This window comes from Pseudomonas oryzihabitans (assembly GCF_024652905.1).
GTDB lineage: Bacteria > Pseudomonadota > Gammaproteobacteria > Pseudomonadales > Pseudomonadaceae > Chryseomonas > Chryseomonas benzopyrenica.
In genome coordinates this window covers 1,741,243-1,758,290 of the sequence record NZ_CP102428.1, presented here as the reverse complement: position 1 = coordinate 1,758,290, position 17,048 = coordinate 1,741,243, and the positions used below count along the sequence as shown (strand labels likewise).

Sequence of the window (17,048 nt, the reverse complement as noted above, 5' to 3'; positions counted from 1 at the left end):
CGCTGGATCAAGCCAGGTGACTTCGCTTGAGACTGTCTCTAGAATGGTCGCCCTTGATTCTGGGGGGTCGGAAAGCCGGCCTGTTCTTGTGCCACGAGGAATATCCATGCAAGTTTCCGTTGAAAACACCTCTGCTCTCGAGCGTCGCATGACCATTGGCGTGCCGGCCGAGCGTATTGAAACCGAAGTGAACAAGCGTCTGCAGCAGACTGCACGGCGTGCCAAGGTTCCCGGTTTCCGCCCGGGCAAGGTACCCATGAGCGTCATCCGCCAGCGCTACGAAGCCTCGGCTCGTCAGGAAGCCTTGGGTGATCTCATTCAGGAAACCTTCTACGAAGCCGTCGTCGAGCAGAAGCTCAACCCGGCCGGCGCACCCGCCGTCGAACCCAAGGTGTTCGAAAAGGGCAAGGACCTGGAATACGTCGCCACCTTCGAAGTCTTCCCCGAGTTCGAAGTCAAGGGCCTGGACGGCATCGAGATCGAGCGCCAGGAGTCCAGCGTCGAAGACGCCGACATCGACAAGATGCTCGACGTGCTGCGCAAGCAGGGTACCCGTTACGAAGCCGTTGACCGCGCTGCCGCCAACGACGACCAGGTCACCATCGACTTCGTCGGTACCCAGGATGGCGAAGCCTTCTCCGGTGGCTCCGCCGAGAACACCAAGCTGGTGCTGGGTTCGGGTCGCATGATCCCCGGTTTCGAAGACGGTCTGGTCGGTGCCAAGGCCGGTGACGAGCGTGTGCTCGACCTGACCTTCCCCGAGGACTACCAGAACCTGGATCTGGCCGGCAAGGCCGCCCAGTTCAAGGTCACCGTCAAGGAAGTGGCCGCACCCGAGCTGCCCGAGCTGAACGAAGCCTTCTTCAAGCAGTTCGGCGTGGAAGAGACCACCGTCGAAGGGTTCCGCGCCGAAGTGCGCAAGAACATGGACCGCGAGCTGCGCCAGGCGCTCAAGACCAAGGTCAAGAACCAGGTCATGGACGGTCTGCTGGCTGCCAACCAGATCGACGTACCGGCTGCCCTGATCAGCAACGAAGTGGATCGCCTGCGCGTCCAGGCCGTCCAGCAGTTCGGCGGCAACATCCAGCCCGAGCAACTGCCGGCCGAGCTGTTCAGCGAGCAGGCCAAGCGCCGCGTGCTGCTGGGCCTGATCATCGCCGAGATGGTCAAGCAGTTCGAGCTCAAGCCCGATGACGCCCGCGTTCGCGAGCTGATCGAAGAGATGGCTGCGGCCTATCAGGAGCCCGAGCAGGTAGTGAAGTGGTACTACCAGAACGAGCAGCAGCTGAACGAAGTGCGTTCGGTTGTACTGGAAGAACAAGTCGTGGATACTGTCCTCAAGCAGGCAAAAGTCACCGACAAGCAGGTCTCCTACGAGGACGCGGTCAAACCGGCCGAGGCTCCCCAAGCAGCCTGATCTGCCTCCAGTTGCTAGTTCACCTAAGCCAGCCTCGTGCTGGCTTATGTGTTTTTGACAGGTCATCCAGATAGGGAGCTAGTGCAGGACATGTCCCGCAATTCATACATGCAATCCATGCCCGATATTCAAGCCGCTGGCGGTCTGGTACCCATGGTGGTGGAGCAATCCGCCCGGGGTGAGCGCGCCTATGACATCTACTCCCGGCTGCTCAAGGAGCGGGTCATCTTCCTGGTCGGCCAGGTCGAGGACTACATGGCCAATCTGGTCGTCGCCCAGCTGCTGTTCCTGGAAGCGGAGAATCCTGACAAGGACATCCACCTCTATATCAACAGCCCGGGTGGCTCGGTGACCGCGGGCATGTCGATCTACGACACCATGCAGTTCATCAAGCCCGACGTCTCCACCATCTGCATCGGCCAGGCCTGCAGCATGGGCGCCCTGTTGCTGGCAGGCGGTGCCGCCGAGAAGCGTTTCTGCCTGCCGCACTCGCGGATGATGATTCACCAGCCGCTGGGCGGCTTCCAGGGTCAGGCATCGGACATCGAAATTCACGCCCGTGAAATTTTGACCATCCGTGAGCGTCTGAACAAGGTGCTGGCGCATCACACCGGTCAGCCGATGGACGTGATCGCCCGCGATACCGACCGTGACAACTTCATGAGTGGCCCCGAAGCCGTTGCCTACGGCTTGATCGACAAGGTCCTCGAGAAGCGCAACATCCCCGCCTGACCCCGCCTCGACCACCTGCCCAAGCGCCGGTCGTTTGGGCGGGTAGGCTTGAAAAACCGTGCAATAGGCTCCATCTTGTTGATGTAAGCACATTCCATTGGATCGATCGAATGACAGATACGCGCAATAGCGACGATAACGGCAAGCTGCTTTACTGCTCCTTCTGCGGCAAGAGTCAGCACGAAGTACGTAAATTGATCGCTGGACCCTCCGTCTTCATCTGCGACGAATGCGTCGACCTGTGCAATGACATCATCCGCGAGGAGGTCCAGGAAGCTCAGGCCGAAAGCAATGCGCACAAGCTGCCAGCGCCGAAGGAAATAAGCGCCATCCTCGACCAGTATGTCATTGGTCAGCAGCGTGCCAAGCGGGTCCTCGCCGTTGCTGTCTACAACCATTACAAGCGTCTGAATCAGCGCGAGAAGAAAGACGACGTCGAGCTGGGCAAGAGCAATATCCTGCTCATCGGTCCGACCGGTTCGGGCAAGACCCTGCTGGCGGAAACGCTGGCGCGCCTGCTCAACGTACCTTTCACCATCGCCGATGCCACCACTCTGACCGAAGCCGGTTATGTGGGTGAAGACGTCGAGAACATCATTCAGAAGCTCTTGCAGAAGTGCGACTACGATGTGGAAAAGGCCCAGATGGGCATCGTCTATATCGACGAGATCGACAAGATCTCGCGCAAGTCCGACAACCCCTCCATCACCCGTGACGTCTCGGGCGAGGGCGTGCAGCAGGCACTGCTGAAGCTGATCGAGGGTACCGTGGCGTCGGTTCCGCCTCAGGGTGGCCGCAAGCATCCCCAGCAGGAATTCCTGCAGGTAGATACCCGCAACATCCTATTCATCTGCGGCGGTGCCTTCGCTGGCCTGGAAAAGGTCATCCAGAATCGTTCCACCAAGGGTGGCGGCATCGGCTTCAACGCCGAGGTACGCAGCGTGGAACTGGGCAAGAAGATCGGCGAATCCCTACGTGACGCCGAGCCCGAGGATCTGGTCAAGTTCGGCCTGATTCCCGAGTTCGTCGGTCGTCTGCCGGTCATCGCGACCTTGGACGAGCTGGATGAGCCGGCACTCATGCAGATCCTGACCGAGCCGAAGAATGCCCTGACCAAGCAGTACGCCAAGCTGTTCGAGATGGAAGACGTGGATCTGGAATTTCGTCCCGATGCCCTCAAGGCGGTCGCCCGCAAGGCACTGGAGCGCAAGACCGGTGCCCGGGGTCTGAGATCCATCCTCGAAGGCATCCTGCTCGAGACCATGTACGAGATTCCTTCGCAGAAGGAGGTCAGCAAGGTGGTCATCGACGAGAGTGTCATCGAGGGGAGTTCCCAGCCGCTGCTCATCTACGAGAACAGCGAGCCCGCCAAGGCGGCGCCAGACGCGTGACAGAAGGGGCTTCGGCCCCTTTTTCATTTCAGCGACGGTTGTATTTTGCGGCGGTCAACCTCATGTTAGGGGAAACCGAGGCCTTAACCGCATCTGCGGCCGATTATTTGCCGAGACCCGTACCCCATGACTACGACGATAGAACTTCCCCTGCTGCCCCTACGTGACGTAGTGGTCTATCCCCACATGGTCATCCCATTGTTCGTCGGAAGGGAAAAGTCCGTCGAGGCCCTCGAGGCCGCCATGGCTGGCGACAAGCAGATCCTGCTGGTCGCACAGAAGAATCCCGGCGATGACGATCCCGCCGCGGACGACATGTATCACATGGGTACGGTCGCGACCGTTCTCCAGCTGCTCAAGCTGCCCGACGGCACCGTCAAGGTCCTGGTCGAAGGCGAGCAGCGCGGCCGTATCGAATCCTTCGTCGAAAACCAGGCCTATGCCCGTGCGCTGGTCACCCTGATCGAAGACAGCGAAGCCCCGGATCGTGAATCCGAGGTGTTCTCGCGCAGCCTGATGAGTCAGTTCGAGCAATATGTACAGCTCGGCAAGAAGGTCCCTGCCGAAGTCCTGTCCTCGCTCAACAGCATCGAGGATCCCAGCCGTCTGGTCGACACCATGGCCGCCCATATGGCGCTGAAGATCGAACAGAAGCAGGAAATTCTCGAGATCACCGAGCTGGGCGCACGCGTCGAGCACGTGTTGGCCCTGCTGGATGCGGAAATCGACCTCCTGCAGGTGGAAAAGCGCATCCGTGGTCGCGTCAAGAAGCAGATGGAGCGCAGCCAGCGCGAGTACTACCTCAACGAACAGATGAAGGCCATCCAGAAAGAACTTGGTGACATCGACGAAGGCCACAACGAGGTCGACGACCTCAAGCGTCGCATCGAAGCCGCCGGTCTGCCTAAGGATGCCCTGGCCAAGGCTACGGCCGAGCTGAACAAGCTCAAGCAGATGTCGCCGATGTCGGCCGAAGCCACCGTGGTGCGCTCCTACATCGACTGGTTGGTGAACGTACCGTGGCAGGCGGAAAGCAAGGTCCGCCTGGACCTGGGCCGTGCCGAGGAAGTCCTGGACAAGGACCACTACGGTCTGGAAGAGGTCAAGGAACGCATTCTTGAATACCTCGCCGTGCAGAAGCGTGTGAAAAAGGTGCGCGGGCCGGTGCTGTGCCTGGTCGGTCCGCCCGGCGTGGGCAAGACCTCCCTGGCCGAGTCCATCGCCCGTTCCACCGGTCGCAAGTTCGTGCGCATGGCCCTGGGCGGCGTGCGTGACGAAGCCGAGATCCGTGGTCACCGCCGCACCTACATCGGTTCCATGCCGGGTCGTCTGATCCAGAAGATGACCAAGGTCGGGGTGCGCAATCCGCTGTTCCTGCTCGACGAAATCGACAAGATGGGCAACGACATGCGTGGCGATCCCGCCTCCGCCTTGCTCGAGGTCCTGGATCCGGAGCAGAACCACACCTTCAACGACCATTACCTGGAGGTGGACTACGATCTCTCCGACGTGATGTTCGTCTGCACCGCCAACTCCATGAACATTCCGGCGCCCTTGCTGGACCGTATGGAAGTCATTCGCCTGCCCGGCTACACCGAGGCGGAAAAGGTCAACATCGCCACCCGCTACCTGATTCCCAAGCAGGTCAAGGCCAATGGCCTGAAGAAGGGCGAGGTGGAATTCGACGAAGACGCCCTGCGCGACATCATCCGCTACTACACCCGCGAAGCGGGCGTACGGAGTCTGGAGCGTCAGGTGGCCAAGGTCTGCCGCAAGGTGGTCAAACAGCATGCCCTGAGCAAGGAGCGCACGGCCAGCGTCACCGTGGATACCCTGGAGCACTGGCTGGGCGTTCGCAAATTCCGCTATGGCCTGGCCGAGCAGCAGGATCAGGTTGGTCAGGTCACCGGCCTCGCCTGGACCCAGGTTGGCGGCGAACTGCTGACCATCGAGTCCGCGGTCGTCCCCGGCAAGGGCCAGATGATCAAGACCGGTTCCTTGGGCGATGTGATGGCCGAGTCCATCACCGCGGCCCTGACCGTGGTCCGCAGTCGTGGTCGCAGCCTGGGCATTCCCAAGGACTTCCACGAGAAGCACGACATCCATATCCACGTGCCCGAAGGCGCCACGCCCAAGGACGGCCCGAGCGCCGGTATCGGCATGTGCACGGCGCTGGTCTCGGCCGCCACCCGTATCCCGGTGCGTGCCGACGTGGCCATGACCGGCGAGATCACCCTGCGTGGTCAGGTGCTGGCCATCGGTGGGCTCAAGGAAAAGCTGCTTGCGGCCCACCGCGGCGGCATCCGTACCGTGATCATTCCCGAGGAAAACGTCCGGGATCTGCGGGACATTCCGGACAACATCAAGGCCGACTTGCAGATCAAGCCAGTCAAATGGATTGACGAGGTCTTGGAGGTTGCGCTGCAATATACGCCGGAGCCGCTTCCGGACGATGGTCCGGAGCTCGTCAGCAAGGACGAGAAGCGGGATCAGGAAGGCAAGGAGCGCGTCAGTACGCACTGACGGCGCCCTTGGGCTTGATGGGCGGGGCGCCAGCCAAGGTTGCTGGTGTTCCGCCGTCCTGCTGGATGCAAGGTCCTTGATCGACGAAAAGGCGCATCTCGAGATGCGCCTTTTCGCTATTTGCTATTCGACGATTTCGCCATGGCCGGTCTGGCCACAGCTCGTGGGGGGAACATGCTACAAAACATCAGGGACCGTTCGCAGGGATGGATTGCCAAAGTCATCATCGGATTCATCATCCTGCTGATGGCGCTGACCGGCTTCGAAGCGATCATCCGCGCCACGGGTCACCAGGGTGCCGTCGCCCTGGTCAATGGCGACGAGATCAAGCAGACGGAGCTGGCCCAGGCCGTGGAAATGCAGCGTCGCCAGCTGCAGCAACAACTGGGGCAGGGCTTCGATCCTTCCACCCTGGATGACCGGTTGCTGCGCGAATCCGCCCTCAAGGCACTCATCGACAAGCAACTGCTGCTGCAGAGCGCCAAAGCCGATCGCTTCGCCTTCTCCGAGCAGGCACTGGATCAGTTGATCCTCAATACCCCCGAATTCCAGACCGAAGGGCGTTTCGATCCCCAGCGCTTCGATCAGGCCGTTCGCCAGATGAACTACAACCGCCTGCAATTCCGCGATCTGCTGCGTGACGAAATGCTGATCGGTCAGCTGCGTGCCGGTATCGTCGGCAGCAATTTCGTCACCGATGCCGATATCGAGGCCTTCGCCGCGCTCGAGCGTCAGACCCGCGATTTCGCCATGCGTACCGTCAAGGCCTCGCCGGCTGGCATCACGCCGACCCAGGACGAGATCCAGGCCTACTACGACAGCCACAAGAACGCCTTCATGACGCCTGAGCAGGTAGTCATCGAGTACGTCGAGCTGAAGAAGGCCGCTTTCCTGGCCAAGGCCAAGGTCGACGAAAGCCGCCTGCAGGCCGCCTACAAGTCCGAGATCGCCAATCTGTCGGAGCAGCGCGACGCCGCTCACATCCTCATCGAGGTCAACGACAAGCAGAACGATGAGCAGGCCAAGGCCAAGATCCAGCAGATCCAGGAGCGCCTGAACAAGGGTGAAGATTTCGCCAAGCTGGCCAAGGAGTTCTCCCAGGATCCGGGTTCGGCGGCCAATGGCGGTGACCTCGGCTTCGCCGGTCGTGGCGTCTATGATCCGGCCTTTGAAGAGGCACTGTACGCCCTGGCACCGCAACAGGTCTCGGCACCGGTGCGTACCAGCTTTGGCTGGCACCTGATCAAGCTGCAGGGCGTCCAGGCGCCGGAAGTGCCCACCCTGGCCAGTGTCCGGCCGCGTCTGGAACAGCAGCTCAAGGCGGAAGACGCCGACCGCCTGTTCGTGGAAGCGGGCCGCAAGCTGGAAAGCTCCGCCTACGAATCCTCCGACCTGAGCCAGCCGGCCCAGGAGCTGGGTCTGCAGGTCAAGACCAGCGCACCTTTCGGTCGCGAAGGTGGCGAGGGGTTGACCGCCAACCGCCAGGTGATCGAGGCGGCCTTCAGCGAAGACGTCCTGCGTAACGGTGCCAACAGCACCGCCCTGCAGCTCGACCCGGAGACCCTGGTGGTGATCCGTGACAAGGAGCACCGCACGCCGCAGCTGCAACCCCTGGATGCGGTCAAGAAAGAGATCGTGACCCGCCTGACCCAGGAAAAGGCCGCAGCCGTGGCCAAGCAGGCCGGCGAAGAGCAGCTCAAGACGTTGCGTGCCGGCGGCAAGGCCGCTGCGGGTGACTGGCGTACCGTCGAGGCCGCCACGCGCAATCAGGAGGGCGTCGATCCCCAGGTGCTGCAGGCCGCATTCCGCATGGCCAAGCCGGAAGCCGACAAGCCGTCCTATGCCGGCATCAGCCTGCAGAACGGGGACTTCGTCCTGATCCGTCTGCAGGGGGTAGGCGTACCCAAGGAAGCCCTGAGCGCCGAGGACAAGGCGTTGTATCGTCGCTACCTGGCCTCGCGAGCCGGGCAGGTCGATTTCGCGGCCTACCGTCGAGCCCTGGATGCCAAGGCCGAGATCAAGCATCTCTGATACGAAAAAAGCCCGGGAAACCGGGCTTTTTCTTGGGTGGCGACAAAGGTGTCCGTGCCTGTCGAGCGCCTCCGGTAGGGAGGAGGGCAGTTGCCTCGAGGTCTTACTGGACCAGCTCCTGCTCGTCGAACAGGCCATCGAAGAGCATCGTCGACAGATAGCGCTCGCCGGAGTCCGGCAGGATGACCACGAGGGTCTTGCCCTGCATCTCCGGGGTCTCGGCCAACCGGACCGCGGCGGCCATGGCGGCGCCGCAGGAAATGCCACAGAGAATGCCTTCCTCACGCATCAGGCGCTGGGCCATCAGCTTGGCCTGTTCATCGCTGACCTGCTCGACGCGATCGACCATGGAGAGGTCCAGGTTGCCGGGTACGAAGCCGGCGCCGATGCCCTGGATCTTGTGCGGACTGGGTTTCACCTCGGCACCGGCGAGGGTCTGGCTGATGACCGGCGAGGCCTCCGGCTCCACCGCGACCGAAAGGATCGGCTTGCCCTTGGTGTTCTTGATGAAGCGCGAGATGCCGGTCAGGGTGCCGCCGGTACCGACGCCGGCCACCAGCACGTCGATGGCGCCATCGGTGTCGTTCCAGATTTCCGGGCCGGTGGTCTTCTCGTGGATGGCCGGATTGGCCGGGTTGTCGAATTGCTGTGGCATGAAGTAGCGATCGGGCTCGCTCTCGGCGATTTCCCGGGCCTTCTCGATGGCGCCCTTCATGCCCTTGGCCGGCTCGGTCAGCACCAGCTCCGCCCCCAGCGCCTTGAGCACTTTGCGCCGCTCCAGGCTCATGGAGGCCGGCATGGTCAGCACCAGGCGATAACCACGGGCGGCGGCGACATAGGCCAGGCCGATACCGGTGTTGCCCGAGGTCGGCTCCACCAGACTCATGCCAGGCTTGAGCAGGCCCTTGGCTTCGGCGTCCCAGATCAGGTTGGCACCGATGCGGCATTTGACCGAATAGCCCGGATTGCGCCCCTCGATCTTGGCGAGCAGGGTGACGCCCTTGGGGCCGAGGCGGTTGATGTAGACCAGTGGCGTGTTGCCGATGGACTGGGCGTTGTCAGCGAAGATGCGGCTCATGGCGGATCCTGTACGGCGCGGAAAACTCGCAGCCTAGGCCTTGCGTACGATGGCGTCCAGCCCAGGCACGGCGTGTTATCGTCAGGCGAAACAGCTGCCAGAGGATAGATGATGGCCTTTCAGGGTACCGAGCGTTATGTGGCCACGGCCGAGCTCAGTCTGGCGGTCAATGCCGCCATTCAGCTGGGACGTCCGCTGCTGGTGAAGGGCGAGCCGGGCACCGGCAAGACGCTGCTGGCCGAGCAGGTGGCCGAGAGCCAGGGCGCACGTCTTATCACCTGGCACGTCAAGTCCACCACCAAGGCCCAGCAAGGCCTCTATGAATACGATGCCGTGAGTCGCCTGCGCGATTCCCAGCTCGGGGATCCCCGGGTGCAGGAGGTGGCGAACTACATCAAGCCCGGCAAGCTGTGGGACGCCTTCACCGCCGAGGATCCGGTGGTGCTCTTGATCGACGAGATCGACAAGGCCGACATCGAGTTTCCCAATGACCTGTTGCTGGAACTCGATCGCATGGAATTCCATGTCTACGAGACGGGCGAGACCATCCGCGCCCAGCGACGACCGGTGATCATCATCACCTCCAACAACGAAAAGGAGCTACCGGACGCCTTCCTGCGTCGTTGCTTCTTTCATTTCATCCGCTTCCCGGAGCGGGAGACCCTTGAGCGTATCGTCCAGGTGCATTACCCCGACCTTCAGGCGCGCCTGATCAAGGAGGCCCTGGATCTCTTTCTCGACCTGCGCAGCGTGCCGGGGTTGAAGAAGAAGCCGTCCACCTCGGAACTGGTGGACTGGCTGGCCCTGTTGCTGGGCGATGAGGCGGCGCAGCGGGCCCTGCACGGCGAGGGTGGCCTGCCACCGCTGGCGGGCGCCCTGGTGAAGAACGAGCAGGATCTGCAGTTGCTCGAACGCCAGGCCTTCATGCGCCGCCGGCGGAGCTGAGGGCGGGCATGTTCCTCGACTTCTTCACCCGACTCAGGGCCGCCGGCATTCCGGTGTCCCTGGGCGAACTGCTGGATCTGCACGCCGCCCTGGCTGCGGGCCTGGTAGTGGCCGATCCAGACGCCTTCTATCTGCTGGCCCGGGCCGTGCTGGTCAAGGACGAGCGCTTCTTCGACCGCTTCGATCAGGTCTATGCCGGCGAGCTGGCCAGGTCCGAACGTCTGGCGGAGCCCAAGGCGATTCCCGCGAACTGGTTGCGGCTGGAGTTCCAGCGCTTGCTGTCGGACGAGGACCGCCAGCGACTCCAGGCCCTGGGCGGCCTCGACGAACTGCTCGAAACCCTGCGGCAGCGCCTCGCCGAGCAGCGCGAGCGGCACGCCGGTGGCAACAAATGGGTCGGCACGGGTGGCACCAGTCCCTTCGGCAGCGGTGGCTACAATCCCTTCGGTGTGCGCGTCGGCGAGGCCGGTACCCGCCAGGGGCGGGCGGCCAAGGTCTGGGAGCAGCGTGACTACCGCAATCTGGACGATCGCGCGCCCCTGGATCGGCGCAATCTGCAATTGGCTCTGCGCCGGCTGCGGCGCTTCGCTCGCCAGGGTGCGGCGGCGGAGTTCGACCTGGATGAGACCGTTGCCGCCACGGCGCAGGAGGGTGGGTTGCTGGACGTGCGCTATCGCCCTGAACGCCATAACGCCACCAAGGTGCTCCTGCTGCTGGATGTCGGCGGCTCCATGGATCTGCATGTGCGCCTGTGCAGCGAGTTGTTCAGCGCCTGTCGCCTGGAGTTCCGCCACCTGGAGTACTACTACTTCCACAACTGCGTCTACGAGCGGGTCTGGCGCAATAATGCTCGTCGGTATGAGGAAGGCTTGGCGACCGCCGAACTGCTGCGCCGCTATGGAGCGGACTACCGCCTGGTGATCGTCGGCGACGCCAGTATGGGGCCCTACGAGATCACCCATCCAGGTGGCAGCGTCGAGCACTGGAACGAAGAGCCCGGTGCCCTGTGGATACAGAGACTCTGCCAGCACTTCCCACGGGCGGTCTGGCTCAATCCCTATCCGCAGGACGGCTGGGCCAGCAGCACCTCGATCCAGTTGCTGCGCGAACTCATTGCCCAGCGGATGTTTCCCTTGACCGGCGAGGGGCTGGGCGATGCCATCCGATCCTTGACCCGCCCATGAAAAAACCCGGCCGAAGCCGGGTTTTTTCATTGCTCGCGCTTAGCGCTGACCGTAGCGGCGCAGGGCCTCGATGCGGTCTTCCAGCGGCGGGTGGCTCATCAGCAGACCGGCCAGACCGTTCTTCAGCGAGCCGTTGATGCCGAAGGCGTTCAGGGTGTCGGGCATCTGCACCGGGATACCTTGCTCGGCACGCAGGCGCTGCAGGGCGCCGATCATGGCGTTGGGGCCAGCCAGGCGGGCACCGGCTTCGTCGGCGCGGAATTCGCGTTTGCGCGAGAACCACATGACGATGATGCTGGCCAGGATACCCAGGACCAGTTCGGCAATGATGGTGGTCACGAAATAGGCGATGCCGTGGCCTTCCTCATTCTTGAAGATGGCCTTGTCGACGAAGTTGCCGAAGATCCGCGCGAAGAACATCACGAAGGTGTTCACCACGCCCTGGATCAGCGCCAGGGTCACCATGTCGCCGTTGGCGACGTGACCGATCTCGTGGGCCAGCACCGCGCGCACCTCGTCGGGCGAGAAGCGCTCCAGCAGGCCCTGGCTCACCGCGACGAGGGCGTCGTTACGGTTCCAGCCGGTGGCGAAGGCGTTGGCTTCGTAGGCCGGGAAGATACCGACCTCGGGGGTCTTGATGCCGGCTTCGCGGGCCAATTCCTCGACGGTCTGCAGCAGCCACTGCTCATGGCGGGTACGCGGTTGGCTGATGACCTCGGTACGGGTGCTCATCTTCGCCATCCACTTGGAGATGAACAGCGAGATCAGCGAGCCGGCAAAGCCGAACACGGCACAGAACACCAGCAGACTGCCATAGTTCTGACCGGTGTAGCGATCCACGCCAAGCACCTTCAAGGTGATGCTGGCAACGATCAGCACCGCCAGGTTGGTAGCCAGAAACAACAGAATGCGCATCATGGTGGGGTATAGCTCCTCACAGGTTTATCTGCCGGCTATATAAGGTTCGGCCCCGATCCATTCAATGTTTCCACTATTGCAAACTGTGTCGTCTGGGGGCTGGCGAAACTGCTGGCGGCTGTCGCGCGAGTGCCTGCGCCGGTTGACGCCGCGAGGCGCGTCAACCGATGAAAGACCCGGAAATGCTTTGCCGCTACTGGGCGTAGCTACCAAGGAAGTTGCCGATGCGGCCGATGGCCTGTTCCAGATCATCGACGCGGGGCAGGGTGACGACCCGGAAGTGGTCGGGCCAGGGCCAGTTGAAGGCAGTGCCCTGGACCACCAGCAGCTTTTCCGAGAGCAGCAGGTCGAGAACGAATTTCTCGTCGTTGTGGATGGGGCAGACCTTGGGATCGATCCGCGGGAAGGCATAGAGCGCGCCCATCGGCTTCACGCAGCTGACGCCGGGGATGTCATTGAGCAGTTCCCAGGTGCGATTACGCTGCTCCAGCAGGCGTCCGTGCGGCAGCACCAGGTCATTGATGCTCTGGTAGCCGCCGAGAGCGGTCTGGATCGCGTGCTGGGCCGGCACGTTGGCGCACAGGCGCATGTTGGCCAGGATGTCGAGGCCTTCGATATAGCTGTGGGCGCGGTGCTTGGGGCCCGACACGATCAGCCAGCCCGAACGGAAACCGGCGACGCGATAGGACTTGGACAGGCCGTTGAAGGTCAGGCACAGGACGTCCGGCGCCAGGGAGGCGGTGGAGATGTGCTGGGCTTCGTCGTAAAGGATCTTGTCGTAGATCTCGTCGGAGAACAGCACCAGGTTGTGCCGCCGCGCCAGTTCGACGATGCCTTCCAGTACCTCCTTGGAATAGACCGCGCCGGTGGGATTGTTCGGGTTGATCAGCACCAGCGCCTTGGTATTGCTGGTGATCTTGGCTTCCATGTCGGCCAGGTCGGGGAACCAGCCGGCCTGCTCGTCGCACAGATAGTGCACCGGCTTGCCGCCGGCCAGGCTGACCGCGGCGGTCCACAGTGGATAGTCGGGAGCCGGGATCAGCACCTCGTCGTTGTTGTTGAGCAAGGCCTGCATGGCCATGACGATCAGCTCGGAGACACCGTTGCCCAGGTAGATGTCCTCGATGCCGACACCCTCGATGCGCTTCTGCTGGCAGTACTGCATCACCGCCTTGCGCGCGCTGAACAGGCCCTTGGAGTCGCTGTAGCCCTGGGCGGTCGGCAGATTGCGGATGACGTCCTGCAGGATCTCCTCGGGCGCCTCGAAGCCGAAGGGCGCCGGATTGCCGATGTTGAGCTTCAGGATGCGATGGCCTTCCTCTTCGAGGCGCTTGGCATGCTTGAGGACCGGGCCGCGGATGTCGTAGCAGACATTGGCGAGCTTGTTCGACTTGGAGACCTGCATGGGGAAATGAATCCTGGAAAAGGGGCGAGTAAGACTCGGCGGGGACGGACGCCGACCGGCGCTTGGCAGCATCCGCGGGTGGATGCCAGACTGAGCGGGAATCATACGGCTGCATCGCCTGTTACAAAAGATGCGCCGGCATCCAGAGAGGTCATCATGGAAAAAGTACAGCGTAGCCCGGAAGACTGGCGTGAGCGCCTGACCGACGATCAGTTTCGCGTCTGTCGCCTGGCCGCCACCGAAAGACCCTATACCGGTGCTTACTGCAACACCAAGACGCCCGGCGTCTATCACTGCGCCTGCTGCGAACTGGCACTGTTCGACTCCAGCACCAAGTTCGACTCCGGCTGCGGCTGGCCCAGCTATTACGCGCCCATCGATGCCGAGGCGGTACGGGAAAAGGAAGATTTCAGCCACGGCATGCAGCGCGTAGAGGTGCTCTGCGCCCGCTGCGACGCCCACCTGGGGCATGTCTTCCCCGACGGTCCACCGCCGACCGGTCTGCGCTATTGCATCAATTCGGTGGCGCTACAGTTGCAACCCAGGGCCTCCGCGTGATCAGGGACCTTCTCAGCGTGCCGTTCGAGACCGCCGATGGCCAGCGGGCCTGTCTGGCCGATTGGCCGGCGCGGGCCTACCTGGTGGTCAATACCGCCAGTCGTTGCGGCTTCACCCGTCAGTACGACGGCCTCGAAGCGCTGCAGCAGCGTTATCTGGCCGAGGGACTGCGGGTGATCGTCTTTCCCTGCAATCAGTTCGGTGGTCAGGAGCCAGGTAGCAATGCCGAGATCCAGACCTTTTGTCTGACCCGCTTCAATGTCAGCTTTCCGGTGATGGCCAAGCTCGACGTCAATGGCGACGGCGCCCATCCGCTGTTCGTGGCGCTCAAGCAGGCGGCGCCGGGCTTGTTGGGAAGCGCCATCCGCTGGAACTTCACCAAGTTCCTCGTCACGCCGGCCCAAGGGCGCGTCCAGCGCTTCGCGCCCATCACCCGTCCGTCCCAGCTGGAAAAGCATGTCCGCCAGGCGCTGGCGTCCTAGCGTGGTAGCCCTCCGGACTTTGTCTGGAGGGCAAAAGTCATACGATAATGCGCGGCTTGGAAGGCGGCTGGTCCGCTGTTCTTTTTTTCGTCGTCAAGGATCATCCCTGTGAATGCCTCCCTAGAAGACTTTCTGCTCCACGCACGGCAGGTGCTGGAGCGCCTCGAACCCCTGTTGCCCCATCGTCGCGAGCCGCTGGACTGGCAGCACTGCTATGCGGCGCGCTGGCGCCGGGAAGGCCATGGCGGCTATCTGCAACCGCTCGACGTCAATCTGGAATTGCGCCTGGCCGACCTGCTGGGTATCGATCGGCAGCGTGACCAGCTCGCCCGTAACACCCGCCAGTTCGTGGCCGGGCTGCCGGCCAACCACAGTCTGCTGTGGGGCGCGCGTGGCACCGGCAAGTCGTCGCTGATCCGGGCGCTGTTGGCGGAGTATGCCGGGCAGGGCCTGCGCCTGATCGAAATCGAGCGCGACGACCTGGCCGATCTGCCCCGCGCCGTGGAACAGCTCGCCGGCCAGCCACAGCGTTTCGTGGTGTTCTGCGATGACCTGTCCTTCGATTCCGGCAGCGACGATTACCGGGTGCTCAAGAGCGTGCTGGATGGCTCCCTGGAGCAGGCGCCGGACAACGTGGTCCTCTACGCCACCTCCAACCGCCGTCATCTGGTGGCGGAGCGGCAGAGCGACAACGCCAACTGGGAGCACGTCGACGGCGAGCTGCACCCCAGCGAAGCGGCCGAGGACAAGATCGCCCTGTCGGATCGTTTCGGGCTGTGGCTGTCCTTCTACCCCTTTACCCAGGATCACTATCTAGCCGTGGTGCGCCACTGGTGCACGACCCTGGCCGGCAAGTCCGGCCTGCAGCTGGAGTGGTCCGAAGAGGCGGATCGCGAAGCCATCCGCTGGGCGTCCGGTCGCGGCAACCGCAATGGCCGTTGTGCCTATCAATTCGCCCGGCAATGGGTCGGGCTCAAACTGTTGGAGAACACATGACCGTAGAACTGACGGGCGTAGGGGCAGGACTCGAGGGCTACGCCATGCTGGCCGCCCAGGTGGAAGCCCTGCTGGTCGGTGAGCGCAACCTGGTGGCCAATGCCGCCCAGTTGTCGGCCTTCATCTATCAGGAAGTGCCGGACCTGAACTGGGCCGGCTTCTATTTCGTCGAGGGTGAAGACCAGCTGCTGCTCGGTCCCTTCCAGGGCAAGGTGGCCTGCATGCGCATTCCCTTCAACAAGGGCGTGTGCGGCGCGGCCGCCCGGGAGCGCCGCACCCAACGCGTCGAGGATGTCCACGCCTTTCCCGGGCATATCGCCTGTGACGCGGCCTCGCGCAGCGAACTGGTGGTGCCGCTGGTGCAGGACGGTCGCCTGATCGGCGTGCTGGATCTGGACAGCCCGCATCCGGCGCGCTTCAGCGCGGCGGATCAGGCGGGTATCGAAGCCATGGTAGAGGCCTTTCTGGCCGCGACCGATTGCTGATCGGCGGGGGAGGGCAGGGAAGCCCTCACTCGTAGTCGTTCTTCTTGCGCCAGCTGTCGTCCTTGAGCGTGTCCACGCTATCCGACAACTCGTTGGCGCTGCTGCTGGCCTGCTCGACCAGTTCGCTCTGTTGGCGTTTCACCTGGGCAATCTGCTCTTCCAGATAGGCCAGCAACTCGGTATAGCGCTCGGGTTGCTGTTGCTTGCGGATCTGCATGATCGCCCGTTCGTACGACTGGCGTGCCTGGATATAGTGTTCGCTCTTGATCTGCTGTTCGGCCTGGTAGCGAAAGAACTCCACATAGGTGGCTGTGAGCAGGTAGCGCATCTCGCCCACCCAGCGCTGGGCTTCCTGGCCGTCCAAAATGCCGATCTGATTGGCATGGGCGACGAGTGCGTGCAGCATCTCCATATAGCCACGAACTTCCTTGACCCGCGCCTCGGTATGCACTGGCCTGGCGGCATTGGTGAGTTCGATGTCATCGCCCTTGGCCAGGGCTTCTTCCAGTTCGGTCTTGCGTGCGGTAAGGCCGGCGGAAGGGGCTTGCAGGGCGGCAAGGCGGGCGATCAGGCCGAGTTCGATACGGTGGAACAGCTGCTTGAGCGCCGGGGTCATCAGCTGGCCGGGCAGACTGCCGGCCAGCTGAGCGCAGCGCTTGATGCGGTCGGTGAGGTCGGCGACCAGGCGCTGCTTTTCCAGGCGGCCCGCTTCGAGCTTCTGGTTGACGAAGGCGATCATGATCAACAAGAGGATGCCAAGCCCCACTACCGCTGCAATCATCGTTGAGGACATGACCTTCTCCATGGTGCTTGCCCGCCGTTTGTCGTGCGAGCGAAGTCGTTGATTTGAAAAGTATTTAATCAGCTATTGACGCCCAGGGTAAGGCTCCCTAGAATGCGCGC

At 62.7% G+C, this 17,048-nt stretch carries 15 protein-coding genes; 11 read left to right on the top strand and 4 right to left on the bottom strand.

Going from position 1 to position 17,048, the window contains the following annotated elements:
* The first annotated feature begins 106 nt into the window (after nt 1–106).
* The 5 genes from tig (at nt 107) to NRG74_RS08125 (ending at nt 8,094) form a co-directional block, all read left to right on the top strand.
* Complete coding sequence (tig, locus tag NRG74_RS08145; protein WP_160923123.1) at nt 107–1,417, top strand: trigger factor; 1,311 nt, start codon at nt 107–109, stop codon at nt 1,415–1,417.
* A 90-nt stretch (nt 1,418–1,507) separates the two neighbouring features.
* On the top strand, nt 1,508–2,149 hold the full coding sequence (gene clpP, locus NRG74_RS08140; protein WP_007162222.1) for an ATP-dependent Clp endopeptidase proteolytic subunit ClpP: 642 nt from the start codon (nt 1,508–1,510) through the stop codon (nt 2,147–2,149).
* 110 nt (nt 2,150–2,259) lie between these two features.
* Complete coding sequence (gene clpX / locus NRG74_RS08135; protein WP_017642587.1) at nt 2,260–3,540, top strand: ATP-dependent Clp protease ATP-binding subunit ClpX; 1,281 nt, start codon at nt 2,260–2,262, stop codon at nt 3,538–3,540.
* A gap of 126 nt (nt 3,541–3,666) precedes the next feature.
* A complete protein-coding gene (lon, locus tag NRG74_RS08130; protein ID WP_064308841.1) occupies nt 3,667–6,063 on the top strand; it encodes an endopeptidase La in 2,397 nt (798 codons plus the stop codon).
* A 174-nt stretch (nt 6,064–6,237) separates the two neighbouring features.
* On the top strand, nt 6,238–8,094 hold the full coding sequence (locus tag NRG74_RS08125; RefSeq protein ID WP_257706255.1) for a SurA N-terminal domain-containing protein: 1,857 nt from the start codon (nt 6,238–6,240) through the stop codon (nt 8,092–8,094).
* 103 nt (nt 8,095–8,197) lie between these two features.
* Here NRG74_RS08125 and cysK read toward each other — a convergent pair whose 3' ends face one another.
* Nucleotides 8,198–9,172, bottom strand: a complete 975-nt coding sequence (gene cysK / locus NRG74_RS08120) for a cysteine synthase A (RefSeq protein WP_257706254.1) — start codon at nt 9,170–9,172, stop codon at nt 8,198–8,200.
* Between the two features lie 111 nt (nt 9,173–9,283).
* Here cysK and NRG74_RS08115 point away from each other — a divergent pair, with 111 nt between their 5' ends.
* Both NRG74_RS08115 and NRG74_RS08110 read left to right on the top strand, forming a co-directional pair.
* Nucleotides 9,284–10,117: an AAA family ATPase gene (locus NRG74_RS08115; RefSeq protein ID WP_257706572.1), complete on the top strand. Its 834-nt coding sequence runs from the start codon at nt 9,284–9,286 to the stop codon at nt 10,115–10,117.
* An 8-nt stretch (nt 10,118–10,125) separates the two neighbouring features.
* Nucleotides 10,126–11,301, top strand: coding sequence for a vWA domain-containing protein (locus NRG74_RS08110; protein WP_257706253.1), 1,176 nt, complete (start codon nt 10,126–10,128; stop codon nt 11,299–11,301).
* A 39-nt stretch (nt 11,302–11,340) separates the two neighbouring features.
* Here the strand turns inward: NRG74_RS08110 and htpX are convergent, their stop codons facing one another.
* Entirely contained in the window at nt 11,341–12,219 is an 879-nt protein-coding gene (htpX, locus tag NRG74_RS08105) for a protease HtpX (protein ID WP_017642582.1), read from the bottom strand.
* A 193-nt stretch (nt 12,220–12,412) separates the two neighbouring features.
* The gene (locus tag NRG74_RS08100) at nt 12,413–13,624 is read right to left on the bottom strand and encodes a pyridoxal phosphate-dependent aminotransferase (RefSeq protein WP_173148232.1); all 1,212 of its coding nucleotides are present in this window, start codon (nt 13,622–13,624) and stop codon (nt 12,413–12,415) included.
* A gap of 156 nt (nt 13,625–13,780) precedes the next feature.
* On the opposite strand from NRG74_RS08100, the gene msrB reads away from it, so the two are divergent.
* From msrB to NRG74_RS08080, 4 genes are all read left to right on the top strand, one after another.
* Nucleotides 13,781–14,182, top strand: coding sequence for a peptide-methionine (R)-S-oxide reductase MsrB (gene msrB / locus NRG74_RS08095; RefSeq protein WP_184290831.1), 402 nt, complete (start codon nt 13,781–13,783; stop codon nt 14,180–14,182).
* Nucleotides 14,179–14,664: a glutathione peroxidase gene (locus NRG74_RS08090; RefSeq protein ID WP_257706252.1), complete on the top strand. Its 486-nt coding sequence runs from the start codon at nt 14,179–14,181 to the stop codon at nt 14,662–14,664. The genes msrB and NRG74_RS08090 overlap by 4 nt, the downstream gene beginning before the upstream one ends.
* 108 nt (nt 14,665–14,772) lie before the next feature.
* Complete coding sequence (locus NRG74_RS08085) at nt 14,773–15,660, top strand: ATP-binding protein (RefSeq protein WP_257706251.1); 888 nt, start codon at nt 14,773–14,775, stop codon at nt 15,658–15,660.
* Nucleotides 15,657–16,145, top strand: coding sequence for a GAF domain-containing protein (locus NRG74_RS08080; protein WP_184290825.1), 489 nt, complete (start codon nt 15,657–15,659; stop codon nt 16,143–16,145). Before NRG74_RS08085 ends, NRG74_RS08080 begins: the two co-directional genes overlap by 4 nt.
* Before the next feature lie 25 nt (nt 16,146–16,170).
* Here the strand turns inward: NRG74_RS08080 and NRG74_RS08075 are convergent, their stop codons facing one another.
* A complete protein-coding gene (locus NRG74_RS08075; protein WP_257706250.1) occupies nt 16,171–16,938 on the bottom strand; it encodes a hypothetical protein in 768 nt (255 codons plus the stop codon).
* Nucleotides 16,939–17,048: the final 110 nt, after the last annotated feature.